Here is a 13,425-nt window from a genome sequence, read left to right as displayed (position 1 = left end):
CCGGAAGGCACCAACACGAGAAGAAGCGGATTTCATCCCTCCGCAACAATAGGGACCACAGCAGGGAGGGGTCAGACGCGCACCCGCAGGTAGTAGAACCGCGTGACCTGCGCCGCGTTCTGGTTGTCGTCGCTGACCAGGAGGACCTTCAGGCGGCCCTTCGAGTACCCCGTCACGGTCATCCCCTCGATGTTGTCGAGGAGCGGGTTGGGCTGGGGCTGCTTCGCGGTGGCGCCGAGGGACGGGCAGTCGGCGATGTCGGCGAGGAGGGTCTTCCTGATCAGCCGCACACCCGGCTGCCCCGTCAGGTTCTCGATGCCGCCGGTGTCCGTCGCGTGACGGGGGTCGGCCAGGTAGAGGCGGACGGTGTTGCCGACGCCGGCGGTGAAACCGCGCTCCAGGACGAGGAGGCGGCCGTCGGGGGTGGCCTGGACCTCGGGGACGCCCAGGCCCGCGTCGACGCGGTAGGCGTACTGGGCGGCGAGGCGGAAATGGTCGTCCTTGGTCCGGGTCCAGGTCTGGAAGCGGACGATGTCGGTGGAGTCGCCGGAGATCGCGTTCTCCATCGAGGCGAGCAGGGTGCGGCCGCCGGGCAGGAGGGTCAGGCCCTCGAAGGTCTGGTTGGACGTGGCGCGTCCGGCGGGGGCGACGAGGAGGGCGGACGGGACCGGGAGCCGGTCGAGGATCCCGCCGTCGGTGCTGTAGCGGCGTACGGACGGCTCGGTCTCCGAGGTGATCAGCCGGGTGCCGTCCCGGTCGACGACGAGACCCTCGCTGTCCAGCGCGGCCCCCTTCTCGTCGGCGAGCCGGACGACCCGCTTCGGGGCGAGCGTCCTCGCGTCCAGGTCGAAGAGGGAGGAGCGGTCCTCGAGGGCGGCGATCGAGCCGTCCTTGTCCACCGCGAGCGCGGAGAAGTTGCCGACGAACGTGCCGTCGTACGTCGTCTTGTCCAGCGCGTCGGAGAAGCGGTCGATCGAGACGGAGGGCGAACAGGCGTGGCCCGTCCGCGGGGTGGCCGGGGCGGGCCCGGCGGCGGTCAGCGTGGTGGCCGCCGCCAGGGCCGCGGTGACGGTCGCGAGTACGGTTCTCAGGCGCATGCGCGCCACGGTAGGCGCCGCCGGTGACGCACGGGAGACCGGCGGGCGTCAACTAGCGGCAGCACCGCGGTAGCCGTCGCGACCTTTGTCCTCAGACACATGTGAGCCGAGGCGCCGCCGGTGACACGCGGGAGACCGGCGGGCGTCAACTCGCGGCAGGGGCCGGACACATCGCGCCGTCCACCGTCGGGCCGGCCGCGCGGCGTGCGAGGGCCCTCACGCAAGTGTGGGGAGCCTGGGTCGCGGAGCGCCGGAGCGCCCCGCTCCGGGTGGCGGGCGCGGCGGCGGGGACGTGTCAGGCCGCCGCCAGGTCCCTGTGGATGACCTTCGCCACGCCCTGGATGGTGGAGATGCCGTAGTTCATGGTGCTGTTGCCCCAGGTGAGCACCGTGATCATGTAGTCGTGGCCGCCGCCGTTGAAGGTGCCGACGCTGTGCACCCGCCAGCCGTGCGTGGAGCGCTGCAGCCAGCCGTTCTTGACGTGCCAGGAGACGCCGGACGGGGTGCCGTAGGGCGTGCCCCAGCGCTGCGAGGAGATGACCTGGCCCATCAACTTCAGGATGTAGGCACGGGAGTTGTCGCTGAGCACCGCGTTCTTCGCCGTGATCAGCTTGAGCAGCTTCTGCTCGTCGGTGACGTTGATCTGGGTCAGACCCCAGTAGCCGTTCGCGCCGGGGACGGTCTTCGTCATGCCGGCGGCGCTCAGGAAGCCCTTGATCTTCGTCAGCCCCAGCTGCTTCCACAGCCTGCTGGTCGCGTCGTTGTCCGACTTGGTGATCATGGCCTTGGCCAACGAGGTCTCGGTGTCGGTGAGATACCGGTTGTGCTTCTTCGCGTCCCACAGCAGCGTGGCGAGGACGGTCACCTTGACGACACTGGCGGAGTCGTAGGAGGAGGTGGCCCGCAGCGAGCACGTGGTGTTGGTGGAGCGGTCGTAGAGCCCGACCGCGACGGTGCCCTGACGGCCGGCGAGGGCAGCGGTGATGTCCTTCTGGAGCTTGGTGGCCAGGCCCGTCCGGGCGGACGTGCAACTGACCGTGGGTGTCGTGGCGGCCGCGGCGGGCGAGGCGGCGGCCACGCCGGGTATGAGCACGCCGAGCCCGAGGGCCCCCGTGGCGAGCGCTCTGGCGCGTCTGGTTGATTTCCCTGGTGTCATGCCCCTGTTGACGCTCGACTTCGCCCGAAAGGTTGTACGCGTGGGCCCCGTTGGGCAAAGTGCGCCCAAGGCGTTACCGCCCCCTTGGCCGATTCACAGCCGGGGGCCAGCTTCAGCACAGCCCGCACCCACTCCTCTTCCGCACGATGCCCGGGTGACATCTGCCACCGATCCGCACCCCCACACCGAGCCCGTGTCCGCCGACTGGCCGCCGCCCGCCCCGCCCGCGGCGCCGCCGGACCGGGCACCGCGCTGGTCGCTGCCCGCCCTGATCGCGATCCTGGTCCTGGCGGCGGTCCTCTACGCCTGGAACCTGTCCGGATCCAGCATGAACACCTTCTACAGCGGTGCCATCTGGGCCGGCACGAAGAGCTGGAAGGCCTGGTTCTTCGGCTCGCTGGACCCCGGCAACTTCCTGACCGTCGACAAACCACCGTTCGCGACCATGGTCATGGGCCTGTCCTGCCGCGTCTTCGGCTTCGGCACCTGGCAGATGATGGCGCCTCAGATACTGGCGGCCCTCGCCACGATCTGGATCCTGCACTCCACCGTGAAGCGGGTGTGGGGTCACGGCGCGGCGACCGTCGCCGCGCTGGTGCTGGCGCTGACCCCGATCACCGTCGCCATCAACCGCGACAACAACCCCGACACCCTCCTGGTGTTCCTCATGGTCGCGGGCGCGGCCCTCGCCTTCCGCGCCACCCGTGACGACAGGCTGCAGCCGCTGCTCGGCTCGGCGGCCTGCTTCGGTCTGGCCTTCAACACCAAGCTGCTCGCGGGCTGGATCGCCCTCCCCGCCGTCTTCGCGCTCTACCTGTACGCGTCGAGGGCGCCCTGGGCGAAGCGGATCGTCAATCTGCTGCTCGCCGCGGTCGTCCTGGCCGTCTCCAGCTTCTGGTGGGCCCTCGCGGTGTCCCTGGTCCCGGCCTCCGACCGGCCCTACATCGGCGGCTCCACGGACGGTTCCGCCTGGGACCTGATCATGGGCTACGACGGTCTCGGCCGTGTCCTCGGCGGCGAGGGCAACGGCGGCGGAGGCGGAGGCGGGGGCGGGGGCGGGGGCGGCGGCTTCTCCGGCTCCTCGGGCCTCGGCCGGATGTTCAACGACATCCTCGGCGGCCAGATCTCCTGGCTGCTGCCCTTCTCCGCGATCGCCCTGGTCGGCGGCCTGGTGCTGTGCGGGCGCGCCCCGCGCACCGACCTCCGGCGGATGGCGCTGGTGCTGTGGGGCGGCTGGACCCTGCTGCACTACGTGATCTTCGCGACCGCCCAGGGCACCATGCACCCCTACTACACCACCGCGCTCGCCCCGGGCATCGCTGTGCTGTGCGGCGGCGGTGGCGTGATGCTGCTGGACGCCTTCCGCCGCGACAGGCGCTGGGTGTGGGTCCTCCCGGCCGCCTTCGGTATCACCGGCATCTGGGCCATCGCCCTGCTGCGCCGCGCCTCCGGCTGGAACACCTGGCTGTGGCCGACGATCGGCGTCCTGACGGTGGCCGGCATCGTGGGCATGCTGGTCTTCCGCTCCGGCAACCGAGTCCGGCTGCTCATGGCCTCGTTGGCGGCGGCGCTGGTCGCGGCACTGGCGGGCCCGACGGCGTACGCCGCGTCGCCGGCCTTCGGTTCCTCGGGCGGCATGATGGGCGGCACGAACCCGACGGCCGGCCCCTCCACGGGCGGCGGCATGGGCGGCCCCGGCGGCATGCGCGGCGGGAGCGGCTTCCCGGGGCGCGGCGAGACGCCGGGCGGCAACGGCCAGGCGGGCGGCGAGCTGCCGGGTGGTAACCAGGCCGGCGGTGACGCGCAGGGCGGCTTCCCGGGCGGACAGCAGGGCCAGAACGGCGAGTTGCCGGGCGGCGGGCAGATGACGCCGGGCGGCGGAAACGGCGAACTGCCCCAGGCGGGCGGCACCGGCCAGGCTCCGGGCGGCACCGGCACGGCGGGCGGTACGGCTCCTGGCGGCACCGGCGAGAGCGGCGGTACGGCCGGACAGCGCGGGGGCTTCGGCAGCGGCGGGCCCGGCGGTATGGGCGGCGCGGACAGCGAGCTCATCTCGTACCTGAAGAAGCACCAGGACGGCGCCGAGTGGCTGCTCGCGGTCTCCAACTCGCAGAGCGCCGCGCAGATCGAGCTCAGCGCCCGGGAACCGGTCATCTCCATGTGGGGCTTCACCGGCTCCGACAACGCGATGACGGTGGCCAAGCTGAAGGAGCTGGTGAAGAAGGGCGAGTTGCACTACATCCAGATCGGCAGCGGCGGCATGGGCGGCGGTATGGGCGGTCCCGGCGGCGGCAACACCCTCAGCACGCAGGTGTCCACCTGGGTGAAGCAGCACGGCACGGCGGTCAAGTCGAGCGCGTACAGCAAGAGTTCGGCCTCCACGTCGAGCACGAGCACCGCGTCGCTCTACCGCCTGGACCCGTCCGACGTCAGCTGACGCAGACCGACCCCGAACGGCTCCCGACCCCATGGTCGGGGGCCGTTCTTTACTTCCCTTTTTAACGTCCCGTTCATCGACAAGACCTCATGTCCATGTCACCCTCCCTCTTGCCGCCTCCATTCAACCCGCGTAGATGGGACAACCTTTATGCCGGTGACACGCGTACGGCGATGGAAGTCGGTGGCGTTGGCCACCGCCGCCGTGATGGTGGGCCTCGCGGCCCCGGCGCTGACGGCCACGCCGGCCGCCGCCACGACGACCGCGTACGACTCGACGTACTACAAGAACGCGATCGGCAAGACGGGCACGAGCCTCAAGTCCTCCCTGCACACGATCATCAGCTCGGGCGTGACGAAGCTGTCGTACTCGGCGCTGTGGGACGCATTGAAGAAGACCGACCAGGACCCGAACAACAGCAACAACGTGATCCTGCTGTACTCGGGCATCTCCCGCAGCAAGTCCCTCAACGGCGGTGACAGCGGCGACTGGAACCGCGAGCACGTGTGGGCGATCTCGCACGGCGACCTCACCACCTCGACCGGCCCCGGCACCGATCTGCACCACATCCGCCCGGAGGACGTGGCGGTCAACGGCAAGCGCGGCAACCTCGACTTCGACGAGGGCGGCTCCACCTTCACCAACAGCGGTGGCAGCAAGGTCGACTCGGACTCCTTCGAGCCGCGCGACGCCGTCAAGGGCGACGTGGCCCGCATGATCCTCTACATGGCCGTCCGCTACGAGGGCGACGACGGCTTCGCGAACCTGGAGCCCGACGACAAGGTCAACAACGGCTCCAACCCGTACATCGGCAAGCTCTCGGTCCTCAAGCAGTGGAACGACGAGGACCCGCCGAGCGCCTTCGAGGAGAACCGCAACCAGGTCATCTACGACACCTACCAGCACAACCGCAACCCGTTCATCGACCACCCGGAGTGGGTGGACGCGATCTGGTAGTCCACGGACCGAACGAGTGGCCCCGCCGGACGAATCCGACGGGGCCCCTGACTGTGGGTCGGCTACTCGAGACGACCAGTCGAAGGCGTCCAGGTAGCAGGACACGCGGTCACCCACCTGATACTTGTCGCCGTCGTCGATGTAGAGGACTTCGATGAGGCCGTCCCGTGACAGGCCCAGGTCCACGATGACTCCCCAGCGGAAGACGTCGATGGCGTCGCCCTCGACGATGCTCCCCACCAGGCCCATCTCGGCCTCGGTCACCTCGCCATCGGTCACTGTTCCCGCGCTCTCAATGCGCCGTCAGTCCAGCCCCTCGGGACGGATTCTGTCGACATCAGAGGCGCCGTACGCCCGGCCCCCATCGGCGACGAGGAGCACGAGAGGACCGGAAGCCGCCGTGCCCACGGGCGTCAGCTTCTCGCCCGTTCGCTGCTCGTATCCCTTCAGCTTTTCACCGTTGACGATGCGACTCGCATGCTCGGCGTTCAGTTCGCAGCTGTGCGTCCCCGGATCGAGCGGATGGCGCGGGTGATCGAAGCCGGTTTTCCTCCCAGAGTTCTTCTGCACCAGCCGCACGACGAGTGCCAGTCGGGCACGCCCTCGCGGTACCGCGGTGTGCCTCTTGGTCCGACATGCGGCCCTTTCACGCCACCGGAAGCCGCAGCGGGTCCAAACGATCCCATTCAAGTCCCCACAGCGCGTCGAAACCCTTCGCATAAACGAAGTCCCGCTCAGAGGCATACACGGGATACACCCCGACCAGATCGACAAGATCCCGGCCGGTCCGGTCGATGCCGGCCGGACCGAGATCGATCGGGCCGGAACTCCAGCGGACAGCGGGATCCGCCACCACGATGCTGCTCATTTCTGAACTCTCGACATAGGGTTTCATGTAGCCGATGGCCTGGCCGTGAGCATAGGCACAGATACCACGCAATGCCGCCGCCGTCTCGGCGGGAACACTTGCCCAACCAATGTCGTCGGACCGGACCGTGATCACCAGTTCTCGAACGTTCGACATCCAATTCGGGTGACGCACGAGAGAAAGTCCGTAACTGAAACCCGTGACATATCCGGGTTCCGGAGTGTCGGCATGGACGACGGCTCGTACGCGACCACCCTCCGGCTTCGCGGGCGCGATCTCGCGAACCTCTGTCGGCTTCTTCCCTGTGAGCAGGAGCAGCTGTTCCAGGTAACGAGAGAACCGGACATCGGTGTCGTTTTCGTTCATTGAGCCCCTTCATTTCTGCACGGTTCGGACGACGACGGATGGGTGCCTCCATGGAGATCCCCGGAGGCACCCATCACACCCATCCTAGAACATCGATTTTACTTCTTACGACGGGAAGAAGTGACCCTTCTCCGAGTACCACCATTCGGTCTTGGCGTGATCGATGTAAGAGTTGAACTCTTCGAACCTATGTGAAGGGATCCGCCACTCGGTAACCCCCTTCAGTCCGTTCTTGTTCGGCAGGGGGAATTCGAGATCACCGAATGCTTCTCTGAATCCTGGCTTCATCGTGAAGACATGGAAGCCTGGATCATGCCCGTTTCCGGCATACTGCGCGGCTCCCTCCGGCATGTTGGAGAGGTATGCCGTGGGGTGGTCCCCCGCGTGGTTCTTGACACTGAGACCGTTTCTTTCGCTCGCCCGCTTTCCCTCGCCGGGCGAACGGTAGAGCTTCACCGGCTCGTCGGCGCCGTCCTCGACACCCGCCTTGGAGTCCGACTTCTTCGCGCCGTCCGCCGTGTCGCTCTTGCTGCCGGCGCCGTCGCCCTTCTTGCCGCCGGAGTCACCCTTCTTGGCCGTCGGCGCATCCTTCGCCTTTGCCGGAGGTGCCGGCTTGGGAGCGGGCTTGGGCTTCGGGGTGACCGGCGGGGTGAGGTCGTCCGCGACCTTCTTGGCGTCTTTGACCTTGTCGGCCGCCCTGGCGGCGTCCGTCGCGGTGTCGACGGCGTCCACGGCCTTGTTGACGTACCGGGCTCCCTTGGCCACCGACGCGCCGTAACCGGCGATCGGGATGGCCGAGGCGTAGGACAGACCCGCGTCGATGTAGTTGCCCTCGGCCGTGTACCACAGGCCGTTGATCAGGTCCGCGGGCTCGCCGAAGCCGGGCACCAGGCCGACGACGTCGAGGGCTCCGTGGCCGATCGGGCTGATCCAGGACTCGCCCCAGTACAGGCCCGTCGGGTCCGGGAAGGCCAGCGGGTTGTTGCGCCCGTACGCGTAGGCGTTCAGGTGCTGCGGGTCGTCGAGGTTCAGCGCCGGGTCGGCCGAGACGAAACGGCCGGCGGCCGGGTCGTACTCACGCGCCCCGAGGTGGATCAGCCCGGTGGCGTCGGCCGTACCGCCCACGAAGGCCTTGTCGCCCGGCCAGGCGCCTGCGGTGGGCTCGGCACCGCGCACCTCACCGAACGGGAGGGTGCGGCGCTGGACGATCGATGAGTCCGCCGCCTTGATCGCGATCTCGGCCGTGCCGTTCTGGCCGCCCACCAGCCAGGTCACCCCGGCTGACGTCCGCACCGCGATCAGCTTGCCGCCGTGTGCGTAGTAACGCGTGCCCGACAGGGAGTTCTTGGCCGTGTCGAGGCGGATCTCCTGGCTGCCGAGGTACAGCGTGACCGCGCCCTTCTCCTTGCGGAGCAGGCGGCTTCCGTCGGCGCCGTACACGTACGAGGTCTTGTTCGCCTCGTCCAGGTCGTCTCCGGACAGGTACGGGGTCACCGCGCTCAGGCGGCCCTCTTCGTCCCAGTCCAGCTTTTGGTCGACCGCCGGGGAGAGGTCCGTCGCCACCTTGGTACGGCGGACGGTGTTGCCCGTCTCGTCGTACTGGAAGCTCTGGGCCGCCGTCACCTCCTTCGCCGGCGAGCCCGAGGTCGAGGTGCGCACCTCCGCCGACTTCAGGGCGTGGGCGTGCGTGCCGCCCTTGGGGTCCTGGGCCGTCGGCACGTACGTCGTCGACTGCGTGATCGCCGCGTCGGCGGTCGTGCCGGTGGCGTGGCGGACCTCGCCGGTGCGGTTGCCCGCCGCGTCGTACGCGTAGGAGTGCCAGTACGGCGCCGGGCCGCCGACGGTCGCCTCACCGGCGCTCGCCGCGCAGTCGGTGGCCGTCTGGGTCCACGCCTCGGTCAGCCGGCGCAGGTAGTCGTACGTGAAGCACTGGACGTCGGCGGTCTTGCCCTCGGGCGTGTCCGCGACCTTGCGGATGTTGCCGGTGGCGTCGTAGCCGTAGGTGATGTCGGAGTCGGGGGTCTTGACGATCTCCCGGTCGATGCGGGCGCGCTCCAGGCGCCGGGTGCCCTCCTCGTAGGTGTTGGTGAGCCAGGTGTACTTGTCGGCGCTGGCGGTGCCCAGCGTCAGCTGGAGGAGTTCGCCGTAGTTGGAGTAGCGGGACTCGCGGGCGTAGTCGGTGGTGTCGCCCACCGTGAAGGACGGCAGTCCGGTCGCCGTGTAGCCGGTGGTGACCGTCTCCGCCGGGAGACCGCCCGCCGCCGGGACGCCGACGTCGTCGATCGAACCGTCCGGCTTGTACGACGCCGTCGAGGTGTAGGTGCCGGCGAGCTTGCCCTCGGCTGCGGGGATCGTCACCGAGGTCTTCGTCGGGCGGCCCGCCGCGTCGTAGGCGTCGACCGAACTCGTGTAGGCGTCGTCGCCCACCCACTTGGTGGCCGACGCCAGGCGCCCCTTGCCGTTGGGGACGGTGGCGCTGTCGTACTCCCAGGTCGTCAGCTTCTTGTCGCCGTTGTGGAGCGAGCGCTGACGGCCCAGCTTGTCGTAGGTGAAGGTGAGGGTGGTGTCGCGCTGGTTGCGGACCATCTTGACCTGGTCGAGGTCGTTGTACGTCGTCCAGGTCGTACCCGCGTCGGGGTCGACGGCCCGGATCTGCCGCCCCCGCACGTCGTACTCGTACGACCAGAGGTTGCCCGACGTGTCCTTGACCTCCGTGAGGCGGCCCGCCGCGTCATAGTCGTACGACGTGGTGTCCGCCGCCCCCGTGGGCGAGGATGCCTTGAACTCCAGGACCTTGGTCTTCTGCCCCTGCGCGTTGGTGTACGTCGCGGTGGGCGTGCCGCCGGCCGGCGGGTCGACCGTCGTGTGGTCACCGTGGTACTCGGTCTTCGTGCGCCACTTCTCGGCGCCGGCCACCCGGAAGATCTCGTCCGTCGCCCGGCCCGCCCCGTCGTACACCGTCTCCGTCTCCCGAGGCGTCCCCTCGGACGCGTCCGCCACGCCCACGAAGGTCGTGCCGACGGCGGCGGAGTTGTAGAAGGGGCCGATCTCCTTGACGGCCAGGCCGCGGGAGTCGTACTCGGTGGTGGTCACGACGCGGCCGGAGTTCGCGGCCGGGGTCTGGGACTGGCGCTCGCGCAGAAGCCCGTCCTGGAGCTGCTGGCTGACCGCGACGGAGCCGTTCGGCAGGAGCGACTTCGTGGTGGTGACGACCGGGCCGTTGTTGCGGACCAGGTAGGCGTACTCCAGGGACGGTGTGTCCGAGGCCTTCGCGCGGCCCGGCAGCCACACCTTCAGCAGGCGGCCGAGGGCGTCGTAGTCCAGGTCGGTGCGCTGCTTGTTGGCGTCGACCGTGGCGGTGACCAGGCCCCAGCGGGGGTCCACCGTGGAGGTCGTCGAGTTGCCCGCCGGGTCGGTGACCTTCATGCCCGTCACCGGGCCGCCGGTCGTCGGGGTGTACGCCGTCCTCGTCGCGTTGCCCTGCTGGTCGGCGGACTCCGTCACCCGGCCGTGGGTGTCGTACTTCGCGGTCGAGGTGGTGACGTACTGCGGGGTGCCGTCGTCCGCGTAACCCTTGACCTTCTCACTGCGGACCACGTCGCCCCTGGTGGGCTTGGTGCCGTAGGTGTCGGGGTCGTCGTACCAGGTGCGGACGTCGCTGATCGCCTCGCCCTTGTAGGACGGCGGGCCGTCGTCGCACACCACCGGCACGACCGTCACCCGCTTCAGCAGCGTCAGCAGGTTCGCGTCGGTGTTGCGGTTGTAGGTGTTGGTCGTGCAGGTGTCGTCGTCCGGGTCGGACAGGTCGCCCGAGTCGGAGGAGCGCTCCAGCATGCCGTAGGAGTCGTAGAAGTGCTCGATGGCGGCGCGGCGGACCTTGCCGTCGTCGAGCGCGGTGCGGGTCTTCGTCGACTTCACGGCCGCGTACGTCGCCTCGTCGCTGCCCTCGGTGGCCGTGGCGGCGGACTTCCAGGGGGTGCTGACGGTGGCGCTGACCTCGGCGGAGCCGTTGAAGGTGCGCTGCTCCAGCTGGAAGCCCTGGTGGCGGGCGTCGTCGCGGACCTTGGTGCCGTCGGAGGCGGTGACCGAGACGGACTTGGTGCCGCCGGACTCCTTCTCGCGGTCGCCGTCCATGCCCTGGAGGTAGGTGGTCTGGGTGCGCAGCTGCCTGCTGTTCTCGTCACCCGTCCGCACGGTGACCGTGCGGAAGCCGCGCCACTGGTTCCAGGTCTTCTTCTTGGTCTTGACGAGCTCGCTGTCGTCGAAGGCCCAGGCGGCGCCCGAGTAGTCGTAGGAGGTGACCTTGTTCGGGCCGGTGATCGTGACCTCGTCCTCGGTCACCGTGTCGACGACGAACTTGTGGAACCAGTCCTCCTTCTCACCGACCGTGCCCTCCTTCGACCAGAAGGACGGCATGCAGCGCTTGGTGTTGGTCTCGGGGGTGGGGAGGCTGGACGGGGTGCACTCGGTCGGCTTGTAGTTGACCGAGATGGTGCCGCCGGTCTCCGACTGGATGGCCCGGATGCGCCACTTGTACATGGGCAGGCGGTCGTCGGCGCCGGTGTCGACGCGGTTGGCGTCCTGCCGCTCGTAGAAGGTGACCTTCGGGAGCTTGTTCGCGCCGTCCTTGCCGGAGTGCGTGATGGACTCCAGCCACATGGACGGGGAGTGAGTGGTGTCGGCGCTCTGGTACTTGTGCGCCAGCTCCCACTCGTCGACATCGTCGTACGTCTTGCCGTCGGACTTCAGGACCTGGGTGGTGACCTTCGTCAGGCGCTTGCGGGAGAAGAAGGTCGGGGACCACTGGTCCTTGCACTCGGTGTCGGAGGTGCAGATCTGCTCGAACGGCACGTCCGGCCAGCGCTTGGCGGTGGACTCCTTCAGGTCTCCGGGCTCGCAGTCGGCGGCCGCACCGGTGCAGCGCTCGGCGGTGTCGAAGACGACCCGGGCGGGGGCGGCGGTGGAGTTCTCCTTGCCCTCCTGCTCGCCGTACTCGATCCGCTTGAGCCAGCCGCCGCGGTCGTAGGAGACGACCTTGTCGCCGCGCACGGTGTCGTACTTGTTGGTCTCGGTGCCGTAGTAGTACGTCATCGTGTTGCCGTGCACGTCGACGACGTAGTCGAGGTTCCAGCGCCAGCTCTGCTGGCAGCGGGACTCCTTGAAGGTGTCCTTGTGGCAGGGCTCGTCCTTGTCGTCGCCGAAGACCGGGACCTCCCAGGAGGAGCCGGTGAACTCGGTGTCGGCGGCCTCGCGCTTGCCCTTGCCGAAGTAGTAGCGGGTGCCGTCGGTGGTGGTGACGACCCAGTACTCGCCGTTGTCGTCGGCGTTGAAGCCGCCGGTCCTGCGCTCGATCGTGGTGCCGTCGTCCTGCTTCAGGCGCCACTCGTTCGCCGACTTCTTGACCAGCTCGCCCGCCCGGCCGCCGAAGTTCATGGTGGCGTTGTCGGAGTGCCAGCACAGGTCGTACTTCTGCGATCCGGCCTCGTCGTGGCCGTCCTCGGTGCAGGAGCGGTAGGACCGCTCGATGTATCCGGCGCTGAGGTCGAAGCCCTCGCCGACCCAGGACGTCTGGTTGTTGCTGGAGGCGGTACGGCCGTCGGTGGACGCCGAGTTGTAGGCCAGGCCCAGCTGCGGGGAGGGGCCCGCGATGGCGGGCGGAACCCGCAGCGGGTACTGCCAGGTGAAGGCGCCGGTCTGGGCGGCGACCTGCCAGGACGCGGAGGGCGCCAGGGAGGTCGCGGTGTAGGAGCCGGAGCTGCCGGAGGGCGCGGCGGAGACCGCGAGCAGCGGGGCCGCCGCGCCGATGCCGACGGGGACGTCGGCGGTGAGTTTCCGGGCGCGGACGTCGTTGCCGGTGCTGAGGGGGGTGACGCCCTGGCAGGCGGCCGCCTTCGGGGTGGTCAGCGCGCAGGCGGGCAGCTGGACCAGGCGCAGGCGCTGCGCCCAGTCGCCGCCGTAGGCCTGGGCGAAGGCGGCGTAGTCGACCTGGACGGCGACCTTGCCGGACGTGGCCGTGCGGCCGTCCGCGCGCGTGACCTTCAGGAGCAGGCCGTCGATGCCCGCCTTGCGGGCGGCGGCGTGACCGAGGAGGTCGACCTTGGCGCGGGTCGGGGAAGCCGCCTTCGCCGAGCGGGAGTTGGGGGCGGCGAGGCGGACGGGCAGACCGCCCGCGCGGATGCCCGCGCGGGCACCGGATCCGTCCAGGGCGACGGTGGCACTGCCCGGCCTCGGCCAGGACGCCTTCGGGGCGGGTGAACTGCCGTATCCGGCAAGGTGCTTGAGCGGGGTGACCCGGCCGCCCTCCTCCACCACGGGGGTGGAGGGCACGTCCTGGGTCTTGGGGCGGCGCTGCTCCCGGGCGTCGTCGTCGCCGAGGGCGGGGGCGGCCTGGAGCAGGGTCAGGGTCAGGGCCGCGGACACCGCCGCGGCCAGATGTTTCGCCCACTTATGGGCGTGATGTCTGCGTGTCGAGCGCATGCGCGCTCCCCTCCCGTGTGATGTGGGGTGCCCGGGCGCCAGTGGATGCCCGGCGCCCGGGCGCAGC

7 protein-coding genes are annotated in these 13,425 nt (G+C 69.4%); 2 read left to right on the top strand and 5 right to left on the bottom strand.

Features of this window, described 5'->3' with window-relative positions; translation table 11 throughout:
• Positions 1 to 71: 71 nt before the first annotated feature.
• Together ACWCQ1_RS01300 and ACWCQ1_RS01295 are read right to left on the bottom strand one after the other, a co-directional pair.
• Entirely contained in the window at positions 72 to 1,097 is a 1,026-nt protein-coding gene (locus tag ACWCQ1_RS01300) for an esterase-like activity of phytase family protein (protein ID WP_451025573.1), read from the bottom strand.
• Between the two features lie 295 nt (positions 1,098 to 1,392).
• Positions 1,393 to 2,253, bottom strand: coding sequence for a serine hydrolase (locus tag ACWCQ1_RS01295; protein WP_358593802.1), 861 nt, complete (start codon positions 2,251 to 2,253; stop codon positions 1,393 to 1,395).
• 154 nt (positions 2,254 to 2,407) lie between these two features.
• Here ACWCQ1_RS01295 and ACWCQ1_RS01290 point away from each other — a divergent pair, with 154 nt between their 5' ends.
• Together ACWCQ1_RS01290 and ACWCQ1_RS01285 are read left to right on the top strand one after the other, a co-directional pair.
• Positions 2,408 to 4,690, top strand: a complete 2,283-nt coding sequence (locus tag ACWCQ1_RS01290; RefSeq protein WP_451025572.1) for an ArnT family glycosyltransferase — start codon at positions 2,408 to 2,410, stop codon at positions 4,688 to 4,690.
• Positions 4,691 to 4,840: 150 nt separating this feature from the next.
• Entirely contained in the window at positions 4,841 to 5,647 is an 807-nt protein-coding gene (locus tag ACWCQ1_RS01285; RefSeq protein ID WP_133040792.1) for an endonuclease I family protein, read from the top strand.
• A gap of 303 nt (positions 5,648 to 5,950) precedes the next feature.
• On the opposite strand, the gene ACWCQ1_RS01280 is transcribed toward ACWCQ1_RS01285, so the two are convergent.
• The 3 genes from ACWCQ1_RS01280 to ACWCQ1_RS01270 form a co-directional block, all read right to left on the bottom strand.
• Positions 5,951 to 6,367, bottom strand: coding sequence for an SUKH-3 domain-containing protein (locus tag ACWCQ1_RS01280; protein WP_451025571.1), 417 nt, complete (start codon positions 6,365 to 6,367; stop codon positions 5,951 to 5,953).
• Positions 6,294 to 6,881, bottom strand: a complete 588-nt coding sequence (locus ACWCQ1_RS01275) for a suppressor of fused domain protein (protein ID WP_358593805.1) — start codon at positions 6,879 to 6,881, stop codon at positions 6,294 to 6,296. The genes ACWCQ1_RS01280 and ACWCQ1_RS01275 overlap by 74 nt, the downstream gene beginning before the upstream one ends.
• Before the next feature lie 105 nt (positions 6,882 to 6,986).
• Complete coding sequence (locus tag ACWCQ1_RS01270; protein ID WP_451025570.1) at positions 6,987 to 13,358, bottom strand: RHS repeat-associated core domain-containing protein; 6,372 nt, start codon at positions 13,356 to 13,358, stop codon at positions 6,987 to 6,989.
• Positions 13,359 to 13,425: the final 67 nt, after the last annotated feature.

It is taken from the genome of Streptomyces sp. NPDC002144 (assembly GCF_053593695.1).
The sequence above is the reverse complement of the archived record's forward strand: the minus strand, read 5'-3'. Positions and strand labels throughout refer to the sequence as shown.

Coding starts and splice junctions, on each gene's coding strand:
- ACWCQ1_RS01300 (WP_451025573.1), bottom strand. CDS start 1,097: ATGCGCCTGAGAACCGTACTCGCGACCGTCACCGCGGCCCTGGCGGCG.
- ACWCQ1_RS01295 (WP_358593802.1), bottom strand. CDS start 2,253: ATGACACCAGGGAAATCAACCAGACGCGCCAGAGCGCTCGCCACGGGG.
- ACWCQ1_RS01285 (WP_133040792.1), top strand. CDS start 4,841: ATGCCGGTGACACGCGTACGGCGATGGAAGTCGGTGGCGTTGGCCACC.
- ACWCQ1_RS01280 (WP_451025571.1), bottom strand. CDS start 6,367: ATGCGAAGGGTTTCGACGCGCTGTGGGGACTTGAATGGGATCGTTTGG.
- ACWCQ1_RS01275 (WP_358593805.1), bottom strand. CDS start 6,881: ATGAACGAAAACGACACCGATGTCCGGTTCTCTCGTTACCTGGAACAG.
- ACWCQ1_RS01270 (WP_451025570.1), bottom strand. CDS start 13,358: ATGCGCTCGACACGCAGACATCACGCCCATAAGTGGGCGAAACATCTG.